This is a genomic window from Bradyrhizobium sp. SHOUNA76 (assembly GCF_023006445.1).
In the GTDB taxonomy this organism is placed as follows: domain Bacteria; phylum Pseudomonadota; class Alphaproteobacteria; order Rhizobiales; family Xanthobacteraceae; genus Bradyrhizobium.
Map to the genome: position 1 here is coordinate 1 of NZ_JALBHA010000047.1, position 23,925 is coordinate 23,925.

Consider the following 23,925-nt stretch of genomic DNA (forward strand, 5'->3'; position numbering starts at 1 on the left):
CGGCGCGGGTCGTCGTGCTCGGCGGCGGGGTCGTGGGAACGCAGGCGGCACGCATGGCCGCAGGGCTCGGTGCCGAAGTCACGGTGATCGATCGCTCGATTCCTCGTCTACGCCAGCTGGACGATCTCTTTGTCGGACGCGTGCGCACCCGCTTTTCGACGATCGAGGCGGTCGAGGAGGAGGTGTTCGCCGCCGACGTCGTGATCGGCGCGGTGTTGGTGCCGGGCGCAAGCGCACCGAAGCTGGTCACGCGCGCGATGCTGACATCGATGCGGCCCGGCGCCGTGCTGGTTGACGTCGCGATCGACCAGGGCGGCTGCTTCGAGACCTCGCATCCGACCACGCACACTGATCCGACCTATGAGGTGGATGGCGTCGTGCATTACTGCGTCGCCAATATGCCGGGCGCCGTGCCGGTGACGTCCAGCCAGGCGCTGAACAACGCGACGCTGCCGTTCGGCCTGATGCTGGCGAACAAAGGCTTTGCCGCGGTGCTGGAAAATCCTCACTTGCGCAACGGGCTGAACGTGCATCGCGGCCGGATTACCAACAAGGCGGTGGCGGAAAGTCTGGGGTTGGAGTTCGCGCCGGTGGAGAGTGGGCTGGCGGCGTAGAGGCCGCAACCTCCGTCATTGCGAGCGTAGCGAAGCAATCCAGAATCTCTCCGCGGAAAGACTCTGGATTGCTTCGCTACGCTCGCAATGACGCTGTGGAACCAGCGTAACTAATGCGTCGGCCCGAGTCAGTGCTGAGAATTCACGCCTTCGTCAGCCTGTACTGCCGCAAATCCGGATCGTGCGTCATGCCCCAGTAGTCGACGAAGCGCCAGGGCATCGCCGAGAACACCCGGCCGCTGCTGTTGCGATAATATGTGCTCATCCCCGGATGGGTCCAGATCATCGCCTCGTGTTCGGCATCGACCTTGCGGACGTAGTCGTCGAGCACATCCTGGCGGACGTCGATGGCGGCGACGTCGTGCTCTATCATGTCGGCAAGACACGCTGAGATGTAGCGGCTTTGGCATTCCGACTGGAAGATGACGCTGCCGCCATGGGCGGGGCCGGAGTTGGGGCCGAGCATGCAGAAGAAATTTGGGAAGCCCGGCACGGTGAGTCCGAGGAACGCCGTCGGATTGTCGTTGCTCCAGGCCTGGCGTAAATCCTGGCCGTCGCGGCCGCTGATGTTGAGGCGGGCCGCCATTTCCGTCACCTTGAAGCCGGTCGCGACCACGATGATATCGGCGGGGCGGTGCTTGCCGTCGGCGGTGACGAGGCCATCCTGGTCGAAATGATCGATCGCCTCGGTGACGAGCTCGACATTGTCCCGCCTCAAGGTCTTGAACCAGTTGTTGTCGAGCAGGATGCGCTTGCCGTAGGGCGGATAGGTCGGCACGCATTTGTCGATCAGATCGGGCCGGTCCTTCAACTCGGACAGGATGAAATCGGTCAGCTCCTGGCGATGCCGGTCGTTGCCTTTGTTGACGGCGCGCTCCGGATGCGGCCAGGCCGGGTCCTTGCGTAGGAAAGGCAGCAGGCCGTCGCCGTAGCGCCAGAACATGTTGAAGCGGTACCACTGCACATAGAACGGCAGATGCGCCAGCAGCCACCGCGCGCCCTCGCTGATCGGATCGGCATAGCCCTTCACCGGCCGCGCCCATTGCGCGCTGCGCTGATAGACCGTGACCGAGGCCACGCGTCCAGCGATCGACGGCACCAGCTGCATCGATGTCGCGCCGGTGCCGATCACGGCGACATGCTTGCCGTCGAGCTTGATGTCGTCGGACCACAGTGCCGAATGCAGGATCGTTCCCGTGAAGTCCTCCTCGCCCTTGAAACGGGCGCGGGAGGGATCGTTGAGCTGGCCGATGGCCGAGACCAGCGCGGTGGATTCGAAGGTCTCTTCGCCGTCCTTCGTTTTCAGCGTGGATATCCAGCGCCGCTTGCCTTCGTCCCAGCGCGACGCGGTCAGCTCGGTGTCGACGCGCAGATGCTTGCGAATGCCGTATTCGTCGGCGACCTTCTGGAGATAGCCGAGCAGCTCCTCGCGCTGGCAGAAATAACGGGTCCATGCATTGCCCGAGCCGAACGAGTAGGAATAGGAGTGGTTCGGCGTGTCGACGCCGCAGCCGGGATAGCGGTTGATCCACCAGGTGCCGCCAAGCTCGGCGTTCTTCTCGACGATGGTGTAGGGGATGCCGAGCTGGCTGAGCGCGACGCCGAGCGCGATGGCGCAGACGCCGGCGCCGACGATCAGCACATGCTGGTCGCCAAGCTTTTCGTCGGAAGGACGCTTGGTCCAGCGCGCGTGGCGCGCCACAAAGCCCATCTCCTCGCGCATCAGCGGGGCATATTCCGGCGCGACGCTCTCGCCAAGGCAGGCGCGCATCATCTTCAGCAGCAGCTCTTCGCCGGGATCGGCGATGACAGGCTTCGGCGTACCATCGGCGAAGAGCTTGACCACCGCGGCGCGGATCTCATCCTGGATGTCCCGGGGCATACCGGCCTCGGGATCGGGGATGAGGCGGATATCGCGCTTGGGCAAGTATGGCGGCGCGAGCCATTTCGCGTCGCCGGTCATGTGCACCAGCACCATCAGGAGACAGCGGATGTCGCCTTCTGCGATGGCCGAGGCAAGGTCGAGCGGCTTGTGCGGAGATTCGATATTCATGGCGTGTCCTGGTCCCCGGACGGATTGAAGAGGCCGCGCGTCATCAGCTTGCGATAGGCGGAGATGACGTGGTCGGGCACGGCGGTGACGCCGCCTGCCGAATAGGAATAGCGGCGACTGAGATAGCCGCGCGCACCCATCAGCATGTGGACGATGGCCTCGAACTCCTCGTCGCTAAAGTCCTCGATGGCGCCGGCAAGGCGCGCGCGGCGCAAGATGCGGACATAAGCGGTCGCGATGTTGTCGAGATGCTTCTGATAGCCGATGGGGGCGAAGAACTCGGCTTCGTTGAGGATGCGCAAGAATTCCGGCACCTCGCCGATGAAGTCGAAGAAGGCGGCGAAGCGCTCGATTTCCTGCCGCGCCGCATCCGCGGTGCCGGTGCGGGCGCGGATGAACTCGACCATGTCGAGACCGATCTTGGGCAGCAGCTGGTCGAGCAGTTCCTGGCGGTTCTCGAAATGATTGTAGAAGGTGCCTTGCGCCACGCCGGCCTGTTCCGTGATGCGGGCGACGGAGGCCTCGGCATAGCCATGCTTGCCGACGACCTTGGTGGCGGCCTCGAAGATCTTCTGCTTGGTCCAGGCGTTGCGCTCGACGCGGTTGAGCTTCGTGACCTTCGCGGTGGCTGGCCCTTGATTCATGCCACGGTCTCCAGTTCAGCGCGCAGCACGCGCTTGAGAATTTTTCCGGATGGGTTACGCGGGAGGCTGTCGCGGAGGATCAGCTCCTTCGGCACCTTGAAGCTTGCGAGGCGCGCCCGGCAGTGCTCGGTGAGAGCAGGCAGCTCCAGCGCGGCGCCTTCCGCCAAGACGACGATGGCGACCGGCCGTTCGCCCCAGCGTGCGTCCCGGAGGCCGATCACCGCGACTTCGCGCACCTCGGGCAATTCATAGATGACGCGCTCGACCTCGGAGGAGGCGATGTTCTCGCCGCCGGAGATGATCATGTCCTTCTTGCGGTCGGTCAGGTACAGGAAGCCTTCCTCGTCGAGATAGCCGACGTCGCCGCTGCGAAACCAGTCGCCGAAGAAGGCCGATGCCGTCTTCTGCGGGTCGTTCCAATAGCCGCGCGTGATCTTGGGACCGCGCAGGCAGATCTCGCCGTTGACGTTGGGAGGCAGCGCCTTGCCGTCCTCATCGCGGATCTCGATCTCGACATGGGCGATGGCGCGCCCGGTCGAGCCGATCTTCTCGATCTCGCGGCCGGCCTCCATGAAGGTGTCGCCGCCAACGGTCTCGGTGAGGCCATAGGCATCGATATAGCGTGCGTTTCGGAAACATTCGGAGAAGGCGCGGATGCGCATCTCCGGCGTCTTCTCGCCGCCGCCGATCGCCCATTGCAGGCTGGAGACGTCGTAACGGTCGCGCCTCGGGCAGGTCAGCATCGCGGTGGTCATGACAGGCGCGAACCACGCGGCGTTGAGCTTGTCTTCTGCGATGGCGCTGAGCGCCGTCTCCGGCTCGAAATTGCGCTCGATGCGAATGAAGCCGCCATGCCAGAGCACGGCGATTCCGGGCAGATCGAGTGCGCCGACGTGATAGAGCGGACCGACCACGAGCAGCCGCGTCTCGGCACTGATGCCGAGCGCGATCGTTTGATCCGCCGACTTCCAATAGAAATTATCGTAAGTGAGCATCACGCCCTTGGGGCGGTCCGTCGTGCCCGAGGTGTACATCAGCCGCATCAGGTCGGATGGCGCGCGGACATGCATGGGCGCGGGCGGCGTATCGCCCGCGAGATGCGTGATGCTCTGCTGCGCAGTCTCGTCGAGCACGACAATGCCTGCGCCCGCTGCGTTCTCGGCCAATTCCTCATCGACGATCAGAAGCCGCGCGCCGGCATTGCCGGCGATGTAGCCGACCTCGTCGCGCGAGAGGCGGAAGTTGATCGGAAGGAACACCGCGCCGAGATGGCTGGTGGCGAAGACAAGCTCCAGGAAGGCCGCGCTGTTCTTCATCAGCACGGCGACGACGTCGCCGGCGCCGATGCCTTGCGCGGCGAGCCAGCCTGCCGCGGTTCGGACCCGCACATCGAATGCCGCGTAGGAAATCTCCTTGCCGCGATATTTCAGCGCGGGCCGGTCCGGCGTGCGGCGGGCATGAAAGGCGATGAAGCTCGAAAGATTGATCATTTTGCGGGTTTTGGGCCGCTAGTCGGCCTCACTTCCTCCCTGGGATGAATTCTGACTCGTAATTCATCTTCAGCTTGACGTCACCCCCCACCCTCTGAAATCCTTGGAAACACGGAGACGAGACGATCTCCGGCAGGGATCAGGAAACGCCGACCCGAAAGAGGGAGGGAAAAATGACGAGAACCCGCACGCCGGGCATCAGCCGCCGTTCAACACTGGCGCTGATGGGCGCCGGTGCGATGACGTTCGCAGCGCCGTGGGTGGCGCGCGCGCAAGCCAAAACCATCAAGATCGGCATGCCGACGATTCTGTCGGGCCGCGTCGCGCAGCTCGGTACGTCCTCACGCAATGCGGTGATGCTCGAAGTCGAGAAGGTCAACGCCGCCGGCGGTCTCGCCGGCCGGCAGATCGAGATGGTGATCCGAGACTCCAAGGGCCAGCCGCAGGAAGCCGCCCGCGTCGCGCGCGAGCTCGTCAACACCGACGGCTGCGAGCTGATGATCGACGCCGAAGCCTCCTCCGGCGCCTTCGCGGTGCACGAGGTCGCGCGCGATCTCGGCGTGTTCTGCATCCACACCAATTCAGAGACCTCGGCGTTGACCGCGGATCCCAAGCAGCGCATCCCCAACGCGTTCCGTACCGCGCGGCAGGGCGTACACGATTCCATCGTCGGCGGCAGCTATGCCGCCGCGATCGCCAAGGCGAAGGGCTTGAAGAAATGGGCGACCTGTTCGCCCGACTATGCCTATGGCCGCGACACCACTGGCGAGTTCACGCTGTACCTGAAGCGGTTTGCGCCCGAGGTCGAGATCATCAGCGAGTCCTGGCCGAAGCTGTTCCAGCCCGACTACACCGAAGTGGTCACCAAGATCCTGCAGGCCAAACCGCAGGCGCTGTATTCCTGCCTGTGGGGCGGCGATCTCACCTCCTATATCGACCAGGCCAACATCTACGCTATGTTCGGCCAGATGGAGGTGTTCGCGGTCAACATGGCCGATTACACCGCTCTCACCGTGGTGAAGAACCTGCCCAAGGGCATCCACTCCGGCAACCGCTACATCAAGACCTTCCCGGCGACGCCGGAGAATGCCGCCTGGGGCGATGCCTACAAGGCGAAGTACAATGAATATCCGACCAACTGGTCCTGGGAGAACGCCACCGCAATCATGCTGATGGCGGAAGCTGCGAAGAAGGCAAACTCGGCCGACGGCAAGAAGATCGCGGAGGTGCTGAAGGGCCTCACCATCAAGTGCCCGTTCGGCGCCGACGGAACCGTGACCATGCGCGGCGACGACCACACGCTGGTCGGCTACGCCATTGGCTGGGGCACCACGATCCCGCAGGAGCCGTATGTTCCCGAGGTCAAGGCCGGCGACTGGAAGACCATCTTCGAGCTCGAGGCCGAGTGGAAGAAGAGCAAGGGCTATGCCTGATCGCGCGCATGGCGGAGGCGGGCGACCGTCTCCGCCGGCTTCGTCTGGCTTCTCGCGCCGTGTCGGGCGCGCTGCAATGAAAGTGCTCCCGTGGATCTCGATGCGCTTGCCGGCTGCCTCTCCAGCTCCGCCTGTCTGGTGACGCAGACTACCAGCGGCCTCATCATCGGCATGCTCCTGTTCCTGGTCGCGGTTGGGCTGACGCTGATTTTCGGCGTGCTCAAGGTGGTCAATTTCAGCCACGGCGCCTTCTACATGTTCGGCGCCTATTTCGCGATGACGGCCTATCAGCTCACGGGAAGCTTTGCGCTGGCGATGCTGGCGGGCGCGGCCGGCACCGCAATTCTCGGCCTGATTTTCGAACGCGTCTTCATGAGCCGCGTCTATGGCGCGGACGTGTTGATGCAGCTCCTCGTCTGCTACGCCTTCGTGCTGATCTTCGACGACGTCGTGCGCATCATCTGGGGGCCCGAATTCAGGTCGATGGGCATGCCGGCGGCGTTCCAGGTGATGCCGCTGTTCATCGCCGGGGGCGTGGTGCCGCCTTATTATCTGCTGCTGATCGGCATCGCGCTGGTGGCGGCGATCGTGCTCGGCATCGGATTGTCGCGCAGCCGCATCGGCAAGGTGATCCGCGCCGCCGCACATAATCCCGGCATGGTCTCCGCGCTCGGCATCAACACCGGCCTGATCTATGGCGGCGTGTTCGCGCTCGGCGGCATGCTGGCGGGTCTCGCCGGCGCGCTTGCGGCACCCGTGCGCTCGCTGACGCCCGGCATGGGATTCTCGGTGCTGATCGAGTCCTTCATCGTGACCGTGATCGGCGGCATGGGCTCGATCCTGGGCGCGCTGATCGGCGCGCTGTTGCTTGGTCTCATCAGGTCGTTCGGCTCGCTCGGGTTTCCCCTGTTCACGGAAGGCCTGATGTACCTCTTCATGGTGATCGTGCTGGTCTCAAAGCCCACCGGCCTGTTTGGCAAGGAGGCGGCATGACCGAGCTGGAGGCCGGGCGCGCCGAGCAATTGGCGCCGGTGCGCAATGGTATGGTGCTGCAACGCTATCGCGACGTGCTGATCGCGCTGATCGCCTTCGCGGTGCTGGCGAGTCTGCCGCTGTTCACGGGCAGCAAGGCGCTGCTCGATTTCGTCATCCGCTGCTCGGCTTATGGCCTGTTCGCGACCTCACTCAATCTGCTGGTCGGCTACACCGGCCTGACCTCGTTCGGACATGGCATGTTCTTCGGCCTTGGCGCCTACAGCTTCGGCCTGATCATGCAGAAGCTCGCTGTGCCCATTCCGGTTGCATTCGCCGCGACGCTGGCGATCACGGCGCTCATCGCGGCCGTCATCGGCGCGATCTGCGTGCGGCTGAAGGAGATCTATTTCGCCTTCGTCACGCTCGCCTTCCAGATGCTGATCCACTCGACCATCCTGTCCTGGGCCTCCTTCACCGGCGGCGACCAGGGCCTGCGTGGCGGCATTCCAAGGCCAGCGTTCCTCGGCATCGATCTCTCCAACCACGTCCATCTCTATGTCACGAGCTGCGCGCTTCTGATCCTCGGCCTGCTCGCGATGCGGCAGATCGCGCAATCGCCGTTCGGCTACACCTTGCGCATGATCCGCGACAATGCGGCGCGGGCGAGCTTCCTCGGCATCGACGTCTGGCGCGCCAAGCTTACCGTGTTCGTGCTGGCGGCGCTGTTCGCGTCCATGGGCGGCATGGTGATGGCGCTGTTCGTATCAGGCGCTTATCCGGAATTTGCCTATTGGACGATCTCGGGCGAGGGCATCTTCATCAACATGCTCGGCGGCGTCTCGACCTTCCTGGGCCCGATGGTCGGCACCGTGCTGCTCTTGCTGCTCAACGACACCGTGACGCGGTTCACCGAGTATCACGGCATCGTGCTCGGTGTGGTCATCCTCTTCTTCGCGCTGGGTCTGCGCAAGGGCCTGCTCGATTTCGTCGCCGAATGGTTTTCGCGCCGTCGCGATGCGGGCGAGGGGCGCTAGCGATGCTGGAGATCCGCAACCTCGCAAAGTCCTTTGGCGGCGTGAAGGCGACCAACGACGTCTCGCTCGACTTCCCCGACGGCTCGCTGACCGCGGTGATCGGCCCGAACGGCGCGGGCAAGAGCACCTTCTTCAACCTGATCACTGGCGCCTTGAGGCCGGATTCCGGAGAGGTGCTGCTCGACGGCGTCGATCTCGCCGGCCGCTCGCCACCGGAAATCGTCCGCCACGGCATCGGCCGCGCTTTCCAGGTCGCCAGCATCTTCAAGTCGCTGACGGTGGAAGAGACCATGCTCGCCGCCGTCAGCGCGGACCAGCGTACGTCCGCGGTGCTGCACAAGCGCTTTCCGTTGCCGGAGTCGCGGGACCGCGCCGAGCACGTGATGGAGCTGCTGGGCCTCGCCGGAAAGCGCCACCGCACGGCTGCGACGCTCTCGCACGGCGACCAGAAGCTGCTCGACATCGCTTTGGCTCTGGTGCTCGAGCCCAAGGTGTTGCTGCTGGACGAACCCACCGCCGGCATGGGCCCCGAAGAGCGCTGGCGCATGATCGACAAGGTGCGCGAGCTCTGGGAGACGCAAAAGATTACTGTCGTCTTCATCGAGCACGACATGGACATCGTGTTCAAGATCGCGCCCAAGATTATCGTGCTTTGCTATGGCCGCATCCTGGCGACGGGCACGCCCGACGAGATCCGCAACGACAGCGCCGTGATCGAGGCCTATCTCGGCACCGAACATGCGGGAGCGGCCGCATGAGCGCTCCCGTCATCGACGTCGCGGATCTCGACGTCTACTACGGCACCAGCCAGATCCTGTTCGGCGTCGGCCTCTCGGTGCGGCAGGGCGAGACCATGGCGCTGCTCGGCCGCAATGGCGCCGGCAAGTCGACGACCATGAAGGCAATCATGGGGCTGGCGCCGCCGCGCCGGGGCAGGGTCAGCCTGCGCGGCGCGTTGATCTCCGGCCTGAAGCCGCACACCATTGCCCGCGCCGGCCTCGGCTTCGTTCCGGAGGATCGCCAGATCTTTCCGGAGCATACGGTCGAGGACAACCTCGTCATCGGGAAGAAGAAGGGGCCCGAGGGCCAGGACGAATGGCCGATCAAGCGCATCTATGACGTCTTTCCGCTTCTTGAGCCGCTGCGTCATCGCATTGCCGGGCGTCTGTCGGGCGGCGAGCAACAGATGCTAGCGATCGCGAGAACGCTGATGGGTAATCCTGCGCTGCTACTGCTGGACGAGCCGAGTGAGGGACTCGCGCCGATCATCGTGCAGCGGATCGGCGAGCTGTTGCGGCAACTCCGGAGCATCGGATCGACCGTGCTGATCGCCGAGCAGAACATGCATTTCTGCCTCGGCCTTGCGAGCCACGCCACGGTCATCGACAAGGGCCAGATCGTCTACGCCGCCGGAATCGACGAGCTGAAGGCCAATGATGCCATCCGGCGGCGTTATCTGGCCCTGTAGCCCGGGCGCCGGTGTCCAAATAGGCCGGAAGAAGAAAACCATTGTCCTGGGGGTATCCGCCGGAAGGACTTTCCCCTCCGGAGGGCAAAAACGCCAATCGCTTCCATTGCCGTTTGGGCCCGAAACGACGACATTCCCATCAGAATTTGATGGATTGGCTACGGTCATGGAACGCACTGGATTTGAACCCTTCGGCGAGCAGCTGGTGTCCGCAACGGACGTCCAGCCGAAATCGCGCGCGTCGAAGCTCCTGCTGCGGGCCGGCACCACGCTGTTCTGGTCGCTGGTCGCGGGCATCGTGCTCGCCCGTGCGGCCTTCTTCGAGCCGGGCATCTATGACGGCTTCAGTCGGGTGGCCTCGCTCGCCAAGAGCCTGATCTTCTAAGGCTCGCCTGGACGGTTTATTCCGGGCTGAGGAGACGACTTCCCTCGGCCCTGATATGCCGAAAACTTATTCCCCAATCGGACGCCGCTGCGTATAAATCCTTCTCCTCGGGGAGAGATTTGTGTCGCAGAATCAAGCATCCAGCCAGGCCGATTCCAAGCCGACTGCCATTAGCCGCGTCGTCGCGCTGATTCCCGGAATTCTCCTCTGTATAGCCGTCGCCGGAGTCTCGGCCCTGCTGGAGCGGGCCGAATTGGGCGTTTTCGAGCATCCCTATGTCGAGGCGCTGGTGATGGCGATCCTGCTCGGCATGGTGCTCCGCAGCTTCTGGAAGCCCGCGCCACGCTGGCAGGCCGGGATTGCTTTCAGCGCCAAGCAGCTCCTCGAAGTCGCCGTCATGCTGCTGGGAGCCTCGATCAGCTTCGCCGCCATCGCAGCCTCGGGGATCGCGCTGCTGGCATCGATCGCCGCCGTCGTCGTGATCGCGCTCTGCGTCTCCTTCGGCCTCAGCCGTCTGCTGGGCCTGTCGACCCGACTGTCGATCCTGATCGCCTGCGGCAACTCGATCTGCGGCAATTCCGCAATCGCCGCCGTGGCGCCGATCATCGGCGCCAACAATGACGAGATCGCATCCTCGATCTCCTTTACTGCGATCCTCGGCGTGATGATGGTGCTGGGCCTGCCGCTGCTGATCCCGCTGTTGCAATTGTCCGCCACGCAATATGGCATCCTCGCAGGCCTGACCGTCTACGCCGTGCCGCAGGTGCTGGCCGCGACGGTCCCGGCGGGGCTCGTCTCGACGCAGATCGGCACGCTGGTCAAGCTGATGCGCGTCCTGATGCTGGGGCCGGTCGTCGTCGGCCTGTCCCTCGTCGCCTCACGCTGGCAGAGCGACGCCAAGAAGACCAATGTCGGCTTCTTCCGCCTGGTCCCCTGGTTCATCCTCGGCTTCCTCGCGCTCGCGACTCTGCGGTCATTGGAGATCGTGCCGGCCACGGTGGTCGGGCCGGTGACGAAGATCACCGGCTTTCTCACGGTGGTGTCTATGGCCGCGCTCGGCCTCGGCGTCGACGTGCGCGTGCTCGCCAATGTCGGAGGCCGGGTGACGGCCGCGGTCACGCTGTCGCTGCTGCTGCTGCTGGGGATCAGCATCGCGCTGGTGCAGTGGTTCAAGTGAACAGAACAAGACTGCCGTAGGGTGGGCAAAGGCGCGAAGCGCCGTGCCCAACTTCCAGTTCAGCGTGCGACCAAGTTGGTGGGCACGCTTCGCTTTGCCCACCCTACGAGACCGTCATCGCCGTCAGCGGGGCAAGGTAAATCAGATCACATCTGCCAGCGAATGGCCGTTCAGCTCGATGCCCAGCCCCTGCATGCCCATGTCGTTGATCTCGCCGCCCATCGCCTTCAGGCTTTCCTCGCGGATCAGCGACATCAGTCCGCGGCGCAGCGCCAGGAATTCCGACGACATCATCATCGATTGCTGCCGCGGCCGCTCCAGGGGAATCGGGATCTCCGCCTTGATCGAGCCGGGACGCGCGGTCATGCAGTAGACGCGATCGGAGAGGAAGATCGCCTCGTCGATGTCGTGGGTGACGAACAGCACCGAGATCTTCAGCCGCTGCCACATGTTGGTGAGGATCTGCTGCATGATGACGCGCGTCTGCGCATCGAGCGCACCGAACGGCTCGTCCAGCAGCAGCACTTTCGGTCCGGTCGCGAGCGCGCGGACGATGCCGACGCGCTGCTTCATGCCGCCGGAGAGCCTTTCCGGATAGTGCTTCTCGAACGCCTCGAGACCCGCGAGCCCGAGCAGCGTGCGCGCGGCGCGTTCACGCTGGGAGCGCGGCATGCCGCGCATCTTCAGGCCGAACTCGACGTTCTCCCGCACCGTCTTCCAGGGAAACAGCGAATATTGCTGGAACACCATGCCGCGTTCGGCGCTGGGGCCGTTCACGCGCTCGCCGTCGACAGTTACGATTCCCGTGGTCGGCTTGAGGAAGCCGGCGACCGCATTGAGCAGGGTCGACTTTCCGCAGCCGGACGGCCCGACGATCGAGACGAATTCGCCGGGCTTCACATGGATCTGCGTGTCGCTTACGGCCTGCACCGCTCCCTCGATAGTCTCGTAGGCGAGGGAGAAGTTCTTGACCTCGATATGGCCCTTCGGGGGACTCGCAATCATCTCGCTCATGACGATCTCCACGGCATCACCAATTGTCCCGCGCCTCTGATCAGCAGGCTCGACCCCAGGCCGAGCACGCCGATCGCGATCATGCCGAGCGCGATGTCGGCATACTGGACCAGCGAATAGGCTTCCCAGGTGAAATAGCCGATGCCGTACTGCCCGGAGATCATCTCGGCCGCGATCAGTGACACCCAGGCGACACCCATGCCGACGGTGAGGCCGGTGAAGATGTGCGGCAGCGATGCCGGAAAATACACCTCGCGGAAGATCGAGCGTTCCCGCGCGCCGAGACATTGCGCGGCGCGCACCAGCACGGGATCGACCAGCGACATGCCATGCAGCGTGTTGACGAGGATCGGGAAGAACGAGCCGAGGAAGGTGATGTAGACGATGCTCTGCTCGTTGGTCGGCCACAGCATGATCGCCATCGGCACCCAGGCGATCGCCGGAATCGGCCGCAGCACCTCCGCCACCGGGAAGATCACCTCGTGCACCAGCTTGAAGCGGCCCATGATCAGGCCGAGCGGCACGCCGACGATCGCAGCGAGCGAGAATCCGATGAAGATGCGCCGGCAGCTCAGCACGATGTGCATCAGGAATTTGGGATCGTGGATCGCCTTGGTGAAGCTGGCATAGACGGCGAGCGGCGACGGCACGTTGGTGAAGCGCACGAAGAACACGACGCGATAGGTCGTGAGCAGGTGCCAGACCAGCAGGAAGGCGAGCAGCGAAATCACGCCGATCGCGGTCGCGCGCAGGCCTGCCCGATGGAGCCGGTACCAGCGTAGCGCGAGTGCGCCGAAGGAAGGCGGCGTCGTGGGCGGGGTGGTGACGGCGGGCGCAGGGCCCGCCTCTGCAATGGCTGTTGCCGGCATGCTGTCCTCGGGATGTCGGACGAGGGCGGGACTGCTCACGTCTTGCCTCCGCCGACGGCGGCCTTCACCGCGTCCTCGAAGCCGAGCACCTTGCCGCTGACTTTGGCGGCGTAGGCTTCGGCGTCCTTCTTGAGCAGGAACGGGGCGACGTCGCCATTGCCGATGGCGAAGAAGGCCTGGTCGGCGAACAGTTTGATGCCGCGCGTGGTGTCGAAGACATAGGCGACGTTGATCTTCTTGCCCTTGGCCTTGTAGTCGGCGTACGCACCGAGGGTGCACGCGGCGGACGAGAAAGGCATGATGCCGGCATCGTCGACCCAGACCTCCCCGGCCTTGCGCGGATCGGCGATCGGCTTCTTGCAGAAGGCATCCTCGCCGGAGATCTCGTAGTTCTTGGTGCTCGCAAGCTGGGCGTCGTAGTCGAGGTTCATCTCGGCATAGGCCTTGCGGATGTAGCTGTCGTCGACCCATTTCTTCGGATCGAATTCCTTCATGCGACCGAGGTTCTGCAATACCTTGACGTCGGCCGTGGCGGCATCGATCAGAGCGGGCTTGATCGTGGGATCAGTGGTCATGTTGCCGCTGGGCCCCAGGAAGATGTAGACCACTTCCTTGTTGATGCCGGTCCACTCCTGGATTTTCTCGGCGGCGAGCTTGGGATCGTCGCGCAGCCACTGGTTGGCGGCGATCACCGCCTTGAAATAGGCGACGACGACTTCCGGATATTTCTCCGCGAAATCGGTGCGGACCACGATGCCGTGAAAGGTCGGCAAGTTAGTCTCGACGCCGTCAAAGATCTTTCGCGCGAAGCCGCGGAAGGGCAGGAGTTCGGCGAAAGGGACGAAGTCGGCATGCGCGTCGATCTTCTTCTCCTGCAGGTTGGTCGAGCCGACCTCGGGGCTCTGGCTGACGAGCTGGAAGAAATCGGAGGTGTAGCCGCGGTCCTGCATCGCCTTCAGCACCATGCCATGGGCGGCGGAGCCGAAGGGCACGCTGACCAGCTTGCCCTTGAGATCGGCGAGATCGTAGTAGGGCGAATCCTTGTGAACGACGAGGCCGTTGCCGGAGCCGGACAGGCTGTAGGCGGCGATGCCGATCAGCCGGCTCTTGCTCTCCGGATTGCTCTCGAAGGTGAAGCCGTTCACGATCAGCGGGTAGTCGCCCATCATGCCGATCTGCAGCTTGTTCGCCATCATCGCATTGGTGACGGGCGGACCTGAGGTGAAGTTCTGCCACTCCAGCTCGAACTTGATGTTGGCGTATTTGCCATCCTTCGGCAGGTATTTTTCGAGGAGGCGCAGCTGGCGGATGACGACGCCGGCAGTCACGGTGTTGGTCGTGGTGTCCTGCGTTCCGATGCCGAGCGTGACGGTTTCCGCGGAGGCCGGCTGCGCGATCAGAAGCGCCAGCGACGTCACCGACATCGCGATCGAGAGCGTGGGAAGATGGCGGACCATTCTCATCCTCATTCAGTTGGATGTGCTGTGGTTGCCATGATTGGGTGAGGGCCCGGACAGGGCAAATCCGGAATGACCGCCGCAGTCGATTAGTTGCCGGGAAAAGCTGATTGCATACTCCTTGGGCAGTCCTGCACTATAAAGCCGCTTGCCTGTGCACCGGTGCGGGTCGCACATTCGGCTAGTCAGATGCGTGTCCACGCATCTCCTCCAGCACATCGGTCCGGCAGACCACGATCTGCGACCGCTTGGTCAGCACGATTCCCTTCTCCTGCATGCGCTTCAGGCTGATCGTGACCCATTGCCGTGTGGCCCCGACCATGTGGGCGATGTCGGCATGGGTGAAGGCGGCGGCGATCACGCGCCCGTCGGCGTCCTCGACGCCGTAGAGCTCGACGAGATGTAGCAAGAGATGCGCGAGGCGCTGCGTGATCGAGCGCGTTCCCAGCATCTGGGCCAGCGCTGAATAGCATTTGCCCTTGAAGGTCAGGCCTTCGATCAGGCCGATCGCAAGGTTAGGAATCTCGGCGGCAAGGATGCGCAGCTCCTTCCCGGGCAGGTGCACCACGCTGCAATTGCTGGATGCGACGCCGGACCATTGATGCACGGTGCCTTCGAACACTTCGGGCCCACCGACGAAATTGCCGACATGCCAATAGGCCAGCGTGATCTCGCGCCCGAGCGGAGAGGTGTAGAAGACCCGGATCCGGCCGCTCTCGATCAGCCAAATACCGTCATGTTTGCCGCCCTGGCTGAACAGAGTCTGGCCGCGGTTGAGCACCTTTCGGCGGCCCTGCTTCAGCACCAGCTCCCGTTCCCGCGGCGAGAGCTTGTCCATCAGCGGCGGCGGTCCGCCGATCCATTGCTGGTTCTCGGTGAGGAGCAGCGAGGAACTGCCGGTAGGCCGGACTGCTGCGGGAACAGTCCCGCGAACCACATTCGCCGCCTGCAACATCATCTGCCTCCGGAACGTTCAAATCGTTCTAAAGAGGAGCAATGTCCGTGCCAGATGACCGCTCTGCGTCATTCCGGGATGCGCGCAGAGCGCGCAGGCCCGGAATCCATAACCACGAACGGGGGTTATGGATTCCGGGCTCGCCTTCGGGCGCCCCGGGAATGACGAGCTGTGTGTGAGCGCGGTTTACCGCCCCGCCAGGCTCAGCAGATACGGCTTCGGATAAATCCCGCGGTCATGCCCGTCCGAAAACGCGATGTTCAGCCCGTAGCCGAGATCACCGATCTCGGTGATCGCGATCCCCGGAAACGCTTCCGGGAAGCGGCCGTCGAAACGGGCGCGGGTGCAGTGGGCGCATTTGCAGGAGAGGCGGAGTGTTTCGGCGGGGACGCTGAGTGCATCGTCCTGTGTCGTGCGGACGAGGAGCGCGGCGAGATCGGCGCTTGCTTCATAGTCGGCCACGGTCGGTGCCACCAGGGTCATGCTCATGACGAACCTCCGGCTCTTTTCTACGTCGGCGCGGGACAGCATGAATAGCAACTAATTGCCGGCGCGGATGCATGTGACGGCGGCCGTCTGCCCTCGCTTCAATCATTGTCTGCGAAATGTGAAACTAATCGACCGGAAATCTCACTTCCGAATTGCCGGTCTCTCCTCTCTCCGAAACCTTGGGCGCCATCGATGGCCAAGGAGAGACCATGAGCGCATTTCAGAAGGAAACGGTTCTGTCGGTCAGGCACTGGACCGAATCCCTGTTCAGCTTCACTGCCACGCGTGATCCCGGGTTCCGCTTCCAGAATGGCCAGTTCGCGATGATCGGGCTCGAGGTCGAAGGCAAGCCGTTGATGCGGGCCTATAGCATGGCCAGCGCCAATCACGAGGAGGCGCTCGAATTTTTCTCGATCAAGGTGCAGGACGGCCCGCTGACCTCGCGCCTGCAGAAGATCAGGGAGGGCGACATCATCCTGGTCGGCCGCAAGGCGACGGGTACGCTGATCACCGGTAATCTCATTCCGGGAAAACGCCTGTTGCTGCTCTCTACCGGAACGGGACTTGCGCCCTTCGCCAGCCTGATCAAGGACCCTGACGTCTACGAAAATTACGAGACCATCGTGCTCGCCCATGGCTGCCGCCAGGTTTCGGAACTGGCATATGGCGAGCACGTCGTCGATGGCCTGCGCAATCACGAATTCTTCGGACCGCTGATCCGCGACAAGCTCGTCTACTACCCGACCGTGACCCGCGAGCCCTTCAGGAATCGTGGCCGCATCACCGATCTGATCGCTTCCAACCAGATGTTCGACGACATCGGCCTGTCCGGCCTCGATATCGAGACCGATCGCATCATGCTGTGCGGCAGCCCGGCGATGCTCGAGGAACTGCCCGCGATGTTCTCCGCGCGCGGCTTTGTCGAGGGCAATCACAGCCAGCCCGGCCATTTCGTGATCGAGAAGGCCTTCGTCGAGCGCTGAGGCGCCAAATCGCATCGCGGCGACAACTAATTGCTATCGCCGGGAAGCCCCCTGAACAAATCTGATGCAAAGGCGCCGGCTATCGGCGAACCAGGAGCAAGCGATGGCACTAGATCAGATCGTCGACGGACTTTCGGAGGTTTCCTGCGATGTGCTGGTGATCGGCGGCGGCACCGCCGGCCCGATGGCGGCGCTGAAGGCGAAGCTGAAGAATCCGAAGGCCAACGTCGTCCTGCTCGAAAAGGCCAACGTCAAGCGCTCCGGCGCAATCTCGATGGGCATGGACGGCCTGAACAACGCCGTGATCCCCGGCTATGCCACGCCGGAGCAGTACACCAAGGAAATCACCATCGCCAACGACGGCATCGTCGACCAGAAGGCGGTCTATAAATACGCGCAGAACTGCTACAGTATTATCGAGGAGCTCGACAGTTTCGGAATCCGGTTCCTGAAGAACGAGAACGGCGACTACGCCGTCAAGAAGGTGCACCACATCGGCACCTACGTGCTGCCGATGCCGAACGGCGAGACCGTGAAGAAGGCGCTGTACCGCCAGCTCCGCCGCGCCCGCATCCTGATCTCCAACCGTTACATGGCGACGCGGCTGCTCAAGTCCGCCGACGGTCGCATCGCCGGCGCGGTCAGCGTCAACACCCGCACTGCCGAGATGCTGGTGATCAAGGCCAAGGCCGTGATCCTTTGCATGGGCGCCGCCGGCCGCCTGGGTCTTCCGACCTCCGGCTACATGTTCGGCACCTACGAGAACGCCGCCAATTCCGGCGACGGCTATGCCATGGCCTATCACGCGGGCGCGGCGCTCGCGAACCTCGAATGCTACCAGATCAACCCGCTGATCAAGGACTATAACGGCCCGGCCTGCGCCTATGTCGCCGGTCCGTTCGGTGCCTTCACCGCCAACAACGAAGGATCGCGCTTCATCGAATGCGACTATTGGTCGGGCCAGATGATGCTGGAGTTCTACAACGAGCTTCTGTCCGGCAAGGGACCGGTGTTCCTCCAGCTCAAGCATCTCCATCCCGACACCATCTCGGAGATCGAATCCACGCTGCACAAGGTCGAGCGTCCCACGCGCGGCCTGTTCCAGCAGGGGCGCGGCGTCGACTATCGCAACGACTCGATCGAGATGCACATCTCCGAGATCGGCTTCTGCTCCGGCCACAGTGCCTCCGGCGTGTTCGTGGACGACAATGCGCGCACCACCGTGCCCGGTCTCTATGCCGCCGGCGACATGGCGAGCGTGCCCCACAACTATATGCTCGGCGCCTTCACCAACGGCGCGGTCGCCGGCATCGACGCCATGGAATTCGCTGACAGCCACGACTTTGCGGAATTCGACGCAGCGGATGTCGCGATGGAGCGCGACCGCGTGATGGCGCCAACGAGGCGCGAGGACGGCATTCCGCCCAACCAGGTCGAGTACAAGACCCGCCGCCTCGTCAACGACTATCTCCAGCCGCCAAAGGTCACGCGCAAATACGAGCTCGGCATGCGCCGCCTCGCGGAAGCGAGGGAGGACATGCAGGAGCGCATGATCGCGCGCAACGCGCATGAACTGCTCCGCGCGCTCGAAGTGCAGTCGATCATGGACTGCGCCGACATGGCTGCGCACGCCTCGCTCTACCGCGAGGAGAGCCGCTGGGGCCTTTATCACTGGCGCACGGACTTCCCGGAGAAGGATAACGAAAACTGGTTCTGTCACACCCTGCTGAGCAAGCAGAACGGCAAGATGACCAGCGAGAAACGCGCCGTCGAACCCTATGTCGTCCCGATCGCGGACGACGAGAAGGACCTCTACGACAAGCAGCGCATCCGCGCCACCGCCTGACGCATCGCGAAACAACAGGAGACAACGATGCCCCTCGCTTCCTATCAGACATCGGTTCCGGTGGTCGTCGACGATGCCAAATGCATCGCGGACAAGGGCTGCACCGTGTGCGTCGACGTCTGCCCGCTCGACGTGCTCCGCATCAGCGACATGACCAACAAGGCCTACATGGCCTATGACGAGTGCTGGTACTGCATGCCTTGCGAAGCGGATTGTCCGACCGGCGCCGTTACCGTCAACATTCCCTATCTGTTGAGGTGATCATGTCGAGCCCGTTCGAATCCTACGACGATCTCGAAGACGCCGACGAGCGGCTTCAAGCCGCCGACCCCGCGGAGCGTCGCGTCGCCATCATCGCACTCGGCCATTCCGGCGATCCCGCCGCAGTTGCGCATCTCGCGAACATGGTAGCCGATCCCGACGCCGGCGTGCGCCAGCAGGTCTCGATGGCTCTGGGCGAGTTCGACGGGCCGGAGGCGGCAAGTGCGCTGGTGAAGCTGCTAGTCGATCCCGAAAGGATCGTGGCGGCGGCCGCAGCCGACAGCATGGCCGAGTTCAAGGATCCCGCCTGCGCCGATGTGATCCTGCCGCTGGTCAGGCATACCCACGCCTTCGTCCGAATGGGCGCGTTGCGCGCGCTCAAGGAGCTGCGTCGCAAGGATACGCTGAAGCCGGCATTGGAGGCGCTTCAGGATTCAGACGCCGCCGTGCGCGTGCAGGCGATCGGCGTGATCGGCTTCCTGAAGCTGGAGGAATCGATTCCCGCGCTGACCGCGTTGATCAGCGATCCAGACGCGCATGTGCGTCGCGCTGCCGTGAGCGCGCTGGCTTTCTCGCAGATGAAGCCGGCGGCCGAAACGATCACGCGTGCGCTAAAGGACAGCGACTGGATGGTCCGCGAGATGGCGGCGGAAACGTTGGGCCTCAACGTGAACGGGGCGCTCGCCGCCGACCAGCTCGTCGCCTGCCTTGCCGACGAGTACTGGCAGGTCCGGCTGAAGTCCATTCGCAGCCTCGGGCGGATGAAGATCGAGCGCGCGGTGCGGCCGATCGGCAATTGCATCACCCACGACCAGGCGAACCTGAGGAAAGAGGCGGCCGCGGCGCTCGGCGAGATCGCGCATCCCGACGGCGAGGCGTTCCTGGCGGTCATTGCCGACGACGGCGATCCCGACGTGCGCAAGAATGCCCGCTGGGCACTGCAGCAGATCGCAGCGCGCAAAGCGCGCGCAGGCGCATAAAGGCGCGGGCAGGGACATAGCGGCCCTTCGCCGCTGCTCTGGACATCCGGAGCCAGACGTTTATTGGTCTTCGCCAATATGATCGGCCATCGTTCAATGTGGCCGGTCCGAAAAGCAGCGAGGACCCCAGCCATGACCACATTGACGGTTAAAGACCTTCTCCCCGAGGATGGCACAAGGGGAACGCTGGCCGGCCGTGTCTGGCTGCCGCAGGTGAATGGTCCCGCGGTGGTCGCCGTGCGCGGCGAGGGCGTGTTCGACGTGACCGCAAAATTTCCGACCATCAGCGCGCTCTGCGAAGAGGACAATCCGGCCAAGGCGCTTGCGGCGACCAAGGGCGAGCGCATCGGCGATCTCGAGGCGATCGTCGCCAACACGGCGCCCGACGGGCGCGACTCGAAGAAGCCGTGGCTGCTCGCGCCCGTCGATCTCCAGACGCTGAAGGCTGCGGGTGTCACCTTCGCCATCTCCATGCTGGAGCGCGTGATCGAGGAACGGGCAAAAGGCAATCCAGCCTCGGCCGACGCGATCCGGAAAGAGGTGACGCGGCTGATCGGCGACGATCTCTCCAAGCTCAAGCCCGGCTCGGACCAGGCCATGCACCTGAAGCAGGTGCTGATCGACCAGAACGCCTGGAGTCAGTATCTCGAAGTCGGCATCGGTCCGGATGCAGAGGTCTTCACCAAGGCGCCGACCTTGTCTTCGGTCGGCACCGGCATGGATGCCGGGCTGCATCCGAAATCGACCTGGAACAATCCCGAGCCAGAGCTCGTGTTGTTCGTGTCGAGCCGCGGCAAGATCGTCGGCGGTGCCCTCGGCAACGACGTCAATCTGCGCGACTTCGAGGGCCGTTCGGCGCTGCTGCTGTCGAAGGCCAAGGACAACAACGCCTCCTGCGCGATTGGCCCGCTGCTGCGCTTGTTCGACGACAGCTTCACACTCGATGACGCGCGAAAACTCGACATCAGCCTGAACGTGAAGGGGGCGGACGGCTTCGTTCTCGACGGCCATTCCTCGATCAGCAAGATCAGCCGCGATCCGACTGACCTCGTCGCACAGACGATCGGCAAGATCCATCAATACCCTGACGGCTTCGTGCTGTTCCTCGGCACGATGTTCGCGCCGGTCAAGGATCGCGACGCGCCGGGGCAGGGGTTCACCCACAAGCGCGACGATATCGTCACCATCGCAGCGCCTCAGCTCGGCAAGCTCGTCAACCGCATGCGCACCAGCGACGAGTGCGAGCTCTGGACCTTCGGCATCGGTGCGCTGATGAAGAACCTGGCGCAGCGGAAGCTGGTCTAGCTCTTCGCCTCTCCCCGCTTGCGGGAGAGGCCGACACGCGAAGCGTGTCGGGTGAGAGGATTCTCCACGCGTCGACTTGCTTGATAGACGCAAAGCTCCCGCCACACCGTCATTGCTCGCAATGACGCGGAGAAGAGATTGCGAATCTGTCGTTCACCGTGATTGGGGTGGGGCCCTCACCCCGACCCTGTCCCCGTAAGAACGAGGCGAGGAGCGCACTTTTGCTCGGGCAGTCATCCTAATTTACGTCATCTCCACGTTGCATCGCTGGAACTAAATCGCGCTGAGCGTGTCATAAAGCTGCGCGCCGCGCCTTCGCGCGTTTTCCTCCCAATAGTAAAATAATATGACTAGTCGGAACCGGACTTCCGTGAAATAGTGCCTCCGCCGCCTTAAAGGGGTTGGCCTGCGGGTGCCATGATACCGATCAGCGCCCGAGATAACACAAGATGATTTCTTGGGAGACACGCCTGATGACCCTCAAAGCCCTCTTTGCGGCCAGTGCCACGGCCGCGTTGTTGCTCGCGCTGCCGGCCAATGCCGGCCAGCTCACCATCGGCTTTTCGCAGATCGGATCAGAATCCGGCTGGCGCGCGGCCGAGACCTCGGTCTCCAAGCAGGAGGCTGCCAAGCGAAAGGTCAATCTCAAGATCGCCGATGCGCAGCAGAAGCAGGAGAACCAGATCAAGGCGATCCGTTCCTTCATCGCGCAGAACGTCGATGCAATCTTCCTCGCGCCCGTCGTCTCGACTGGCTGGGACTCGGTGCTGAAGGAGGCCAAGGAGGCCAAGATCCCGGTCGTGCTGCTCGATCGTGACATCGATCCCTCCGGCAAGGAACTCTATCTCACCGCCGTCACCTCCGACAGCGTGCATGAAGGCGAGGTTGCCGGCGACTGGCTCGCCAAGACGGTCGGAGCCAAAGCCTGCAACATCGTCGAGCTGCAAGGCACGGTCGGCGCCAGCGTCGCCACCAACCGCAAGAAGGGGTTTGACACCGCGATTGCCAAGCATGCGAACCTGAAGGTGGTGCGCAGCCAGACCGGCGACTTCACCCGCGCCAAGGGCAAGGAGGTGATGGAAAGCTTCATCAAGGCCGAAGGCGGCGGCAAGAACATCTGCGCGGTCTATGCACACAACGACGACATGATGGTCGGCGCGATCCAGGCGATGAAAGAGGCCGGTCTCAAGCCCGGCAAGGACGTCCTCACCGTCTCGATCGACGCGGTTCCTGATATCTTCAAGGCGATGGTCGCCGGCGAAGCCAATGCGACGGTCGAGCTGACGCCGAACATGGCAGGCCCCGCGCTCGATGTCGTCGCGGCCTTCAAGGACAAGGGGACGGTTCCGCCGAAATGGATCCAGACCGAGTCCAAGCTCTATACTGCCGCCGACGATCCGCAGAAGATCTACGACAGCAAGAAGGGCCTCGGTTACTGAGGCGGGCTTCGCCGGACCGCGCTTTGCGGTCCGGCACCATCTTCGAAGCCGCTGTGCGAAGGAATAGGCTGGGTGTCCGCAATGTCGGCGGGCGCCGGTGGGAGTGACGTCGCCATGGAGAACAGCCCCGATCCTGCTCCGCCTCTGCTGGAGGTGCGCGGGATCAGCAAGAGCTTCGGCGCTGTGCGCGCGTTGCAGGAGGTCGACTTCACGCTACGTGCCGGCGAGATCCATGCGTTGCTCGGCGAGAACGGCGCCGGCAAGTCCACGCTGATCAAGGTGATCACGGGCGTGTTTCCGCGCGATGCCGGCATCGTCAGGCTCGGTGGCGACGAGATCGCGCCGCGCTCGGCCAAGGCGGCGGTGGCAGCGGGCATCGCCACCGTCTACCAGGAGGTCAATTTGCTGCCGAATCTTTCGGTGGCGCAAAACCTCTTCCTCGACCGCCAGCCGATGCGCTTCGGCATCGTGCGCGAAGGTGAAATGCGCCGCCGCGCCAAAGCGCTGCTGGCGGATTTCGGCCTGAATATCGACGTCGCCGCGCCGCTCGGCAGCTATTCCGTCGCCATTCAGCACGTCACCGCGATTGCCCGCGCGGTCGATCTCTCGGCCCGCGTGCTGATCCTCGACGAGCCGACCGCGAGCCTCGACCGCCACGAGGTCGAGATCCTGTTCGGGATCATGCGCCAGCTCGCTAATCGCGGTATCGGCATCGTCTTCGTCAGCCACTTCCTCGATCAGGTCTACGAGATATCCGACCGAATTACGGTGCTGCGCAACGGCCGCCTGGTCGGCGAGCGCGAGACCGCCTCGCTGCCGCGGCTCGAGCTGATCCGGATGATGCTCGGCCGGGAGTTGGCGGAGACCACCAGTGCACGAGCCTCGGCAGGCGAGCACCGGGCACGCGAGGTCTGCGCCAGCTTCGAGAATTACGGCAAGGCTGGCTATGTCGCGCCGTTCAATCTGGAGCTGCGTCATGGCGAGGTCGTCGGTCTCGCCGGCCTGCTCGGCTCGGGCCGCACCGAGACGGCGCGGCTGGTGTTTGGCGCCGAGC

23 protein-coding genes are annotated in these 23,925 nt (G+C 63.7%); 15 read left to right on the plus strand and 8 right to left on the minus strand.

The window, feature by feature from the left end; translation table 11 throughout:
• On the plus strand, window positions 1–614 hold a 614-nt coding region (locus MOV74_RS08995; RefSeq protein WP_246920312.1), incomplete at its 5' end, for an alanine dehydrogenase.
• A 142-nt stretch (window positions 615–756) separates the two neighbouring features.
• Here the strand turns inward: MOV74_RS08995 and MOV74_RS09000 are convergent.
• From MOV74_RS09000 to MOV74_RS09010, 3 genes are read right to left on the minus strand one after another with little or no spacing between them, the layout of a single operon-like run.
• Window positions 757–2,667 (minus strand): NAD(P)/FAD-dependent oxidoreductase, encoded by a 1,911-nt coding sequence (locus tag MOV74_RS09000; RefSeq protein ID WP_246920315.1) that lies wholly within the window; start codon window positions 2,665–2,667, stop codon window positions 757–759.
• Window positions 2,664–3,311, minus strand: a complete 648-nt coding sequence (locus MOV74_RS09005) for a TetR/AcrR family transcriptional regulator (protein ID WP_246920318.1) — start codon at window positions 3,309–3,311, stop codon at window positions 2,664–2,666. The genes MOV74_RS09000 and MOV74_RS09005 overlap by 4 nt, the downstream gene beginning before the upstream one ends.
• Window positions 3,308–4,801, minus strand: a complete 1,494-nt coding sequence (locus tag MOV74_RS09010) for an AMP-binding protein (RefSeq protein ID WP_246920321.1) — start codon at window positions 4,799–4,801, stop codon at window positions 3,308–3,310. The genes MOV74_RS09005 and MOV74_RS09010 overlap by 4 nt, the downstream gene beginning before the upstream one ends.
• 173 nt (window positions 4,802–4,974) lie before the next feature.
• Here MOV74_RS09010 and MOV74_RS09015 point away from each other — a divergent pair, with 173 nt between their 5' ends.
• The 7 genes from MOV74_RS09015 (at window position 4,975) to MOV74_RS09045 (ending at window position 11,273) form a co-directional block, all read left to right on the plus strand.
• Entirely contained in the window at window positions 4,975–6,234 is a 1,260-nt protein-coding gene (locus MOV74_RS09015; RefSeq protein ID WP_246920324.1) for an ABC transporter substrate-binding protein, read from the plus strand.
• A 90-nt stretch (window positions 6,235–6,324) separates the two neighbouring features.
• A complete protein-coding gene (locus MOV74_RS09020; protein WP_246920327.1) occupies window positions 6,325–7,227 on the plus strand; it encodes a branched-chain amino acid ABC transporter permease in 903 nt (300 codons plus the stop codon).
• The gene (locus tag MOV74_RS09025; protein WP_246920330.1) at window positions 7,224–8,243 is read left to right on the plus strand and encodes a branched-chain amino acid ABC transporter permease; all 1,020 of its coding nucleotides are present in this window, start codon (window positions 7,224–7,226) and stop codon (window positions 8,241–8,243) included. The genes MOV74_RS09020 and MOV74_RS09025 overlap by 4 nt, the downstream gene beginning before the upstream one ends.
• A 2-nt stretch (window positions 8,244–8,245) precedes the next feature.
• Window positions 8,246–9,001 carry an ABC transporter ATP-binding protein gene (locus MOV74_RS09030; RefSeq protein WP_246920332.1) on the plus strand — a complete coding sequence of 252 codons (756 nt, stop codon included), beginning with the start codon at window positions 8,246–8,248 and terminating at the stop codon, window positions 8,999–9,001.
• Window positions 8,998–9,711 carry an ABC transporter ATP-binding protein gene (locus tag MOV74_RS09035; RefSeq protein ID WP_246920336.1) on the plus strand — a complete coding sequence of 238 codons (714 nt, stop codon included), beginning with the start codon at window positions 8,998–9,000 and terminating at the stop codon, window positions 9,709–9,711. Before MOV74_RS09030 ends, MOV74_RS09035 begins: the two co-directional genes overlap by 4 nt.
• Before the next feature lie 166 nt (window positions 9,712–9,877).
• Window positions 9,878–10,096 carry a hypothetical protein gene (locus MOV74_RS09040; protein WP_246920339.1) on the plus strand — a complete coding sequence of 73 codons (219 nt, stop codon included), beginning with the start codon at window positions 9,878–9,880 and terminating at the stop codon, window positions 10,094–10,096.
• A gap of 121 nt (window positions 10,097–10,217) precedes the next feature.
• Entirely contained in the window at window positions 10,218–11,273 is a 1,056-nt protein-coding gene (locus MOV74_RS09045; RefSeq protein WP_246920342.1) for a YeiH family protein, read from the plus strand.
• Window positions 11,274–11,414: 141 nt separating this feature from the next.
• Here the strand turns inward: MOV74_RS09045 and MOV74_RS09050 are convergent, their stop codons facing one another.
• The 5 genes from MOV74_RS09050 to MOV74_RS09070 all read right to left on the minus strand — a co-directional run bounded on the left by MOV74_RS09050 (window position 11,415) and on the right by MOV74_RS09070 (window position 16,051).
• Window positions 11,415–12,287 (minus strand): ABC transporter ATP-binding protein, encoded by an 873-nt coding sequence (locus MOV74_RS09050; protein ID WP_246920345.1) that lies wholly within the window; start codon window positions 12,285–12,287, stop codon window positions 11,415–11,417.
• Window positions 12,284–13,195 carry an ABC transporter permease gene (locus MOV74_RS09055; RefSeq protein ID WP_246920349.1) on the minus strand — a complete coding sequence of 304 codons (912 nt, stop codon included), beginning with the start codon at window positions 13,193–13,195 and terminating at the stop codon, window positions 12,284–12,286. Before MOV74_RS09055 ends, MOV74_RS09050 begins: the two co-directional genes overlap by 4 nt.
• A complete protein-coding gene (locus MOV74_RS09060; protein WP_246920352.1) occupies window positions 13,192–14,613 on the minus strand; it encodes an ABC transporter substrate-binding protein in 1,422 nt (473 codons plus the stop codon). The genes MOV74_RS09055 and MOV74_RS09060 overlap by 4 nt, the downstream gene beginning before the upstream one ends.
• A 181-nt stretch (window positions 14,614–14,794) precedes the next feature.
• On the minus strand, window positions 14,795–15,571 hold the full coding sequence (locus MOV74_RS09065; protein WP_246920357.1) for a Crp/Fnr family transcriptional regulator: 777 nt from the start codon (window positions 15,569–15,571) through the stop codon (window positions 14,795–14,797).
• Window positions 15,572–15,754: 183 nt separating this feature from the next.
• On the minus strand, window positions 15,755–16,051 hold the full coding sequence (locus MOV74_RS09070) for a gamma-butyrobetaine hydroxylase-like domain-containing protein (protein ID WP_246920379.1): 297 nt from the start codon (window positions 16,049–16,051) through the stop codon (window positions 15,755–15,757).
• A 215-nt stretch (window positions 16,052–16,266) separates the two neighbouring features.
• On the opposite strand from MOV74_RS09070, the gene MOV74_RS09075 reads away from it, so the two are divergent.
• From MOV74_RS09075 to MOV74_RS09105, 7 genes are all read left to right on the plus strand, one after another.
• Window positions 16,267–17,040 (plus strand): ferredoxin--NADP reductase, encoded by a 774-nt coding sequence (locus tag MOV74_RS09075; RefSeq protein WP_246920361.1) that lies wholly within the window; start codon window positions 16,267–16,269, stop codon window positions 17,038–17,040.
• A gap of 103 nt (window positions 17,041–17,143) precedes the next feature.
• Complete coding sequence (locus tag MOV74_RS09080) at window positions 17,144–18,886, plus strand: fumarate reductase/succinate dehydrogenase flavoprotein subunit (RefSeq protein WP_246920363.1); 1,743 nt, start codon at window positions 17,144–17,146, stop codon at window positions 18,884–18,886.
• Window positions 18,887–18,913: 27 nt separating this feature from the next.
• A complete protein-coding gene (locus MOV74_RS09085; RefSeq protein WP_007593252.1) occupies window positions 18,914–19,147 on the plus strand; it encodes a ferredoxin family protein in 234 nt (77 codons plus the stop codon).
• Window positions 19,148–19,149: 2 nt separating this feature from the next.
• The gene (locus MOV74_RS09090; protein ID WP_246920366.1) at window positions 19,150–20,127 is read left to right on the plus strand and encodes a HEAT repeat domain-containing protein; all 978 of its coding nucleotides are present in this window, start codon (window positions 19,150–19,152) and stop codon (window positions 20,125–20,127) included.
• 132 nt (window positions 20,128–20,259) lie between these two features.
• Window positions 20,260–21,432, plus strand: coding sequence for a fumarylacetoacetate hydrolase family protein (locus MOV74_RS09095; protein ID WP_246920369.1), 1,173 nt, complete (start codon window positions 20,260–20,262; stop codon window positions 21,430–21,432).
• Window positions 21,433–21,905: 473 nt separating this feature from the next.
• Entirely contained in the window at window positions 21,906–22,871 is a 966-nt protein-coding gene (gene ytfQ, locus MOV74_RS09100) for a galactofuranose ABC transporter, galactofuranose-binding protein YtfQ (RefSeq protein ID WP_246920371.1), read from the plus strand.
• A 114-nt stretch (window positions 22,872–22,985) separates the two neighbouring features.
• Window positions 22,986–23,925 (plus strand): sugar ABC transporter ATP-binding protein (locus MOV74_RS09105; RefSeq protein WP_246920382.1); only part of this gene is annotated, 940 nt, incomplete at its 3' end.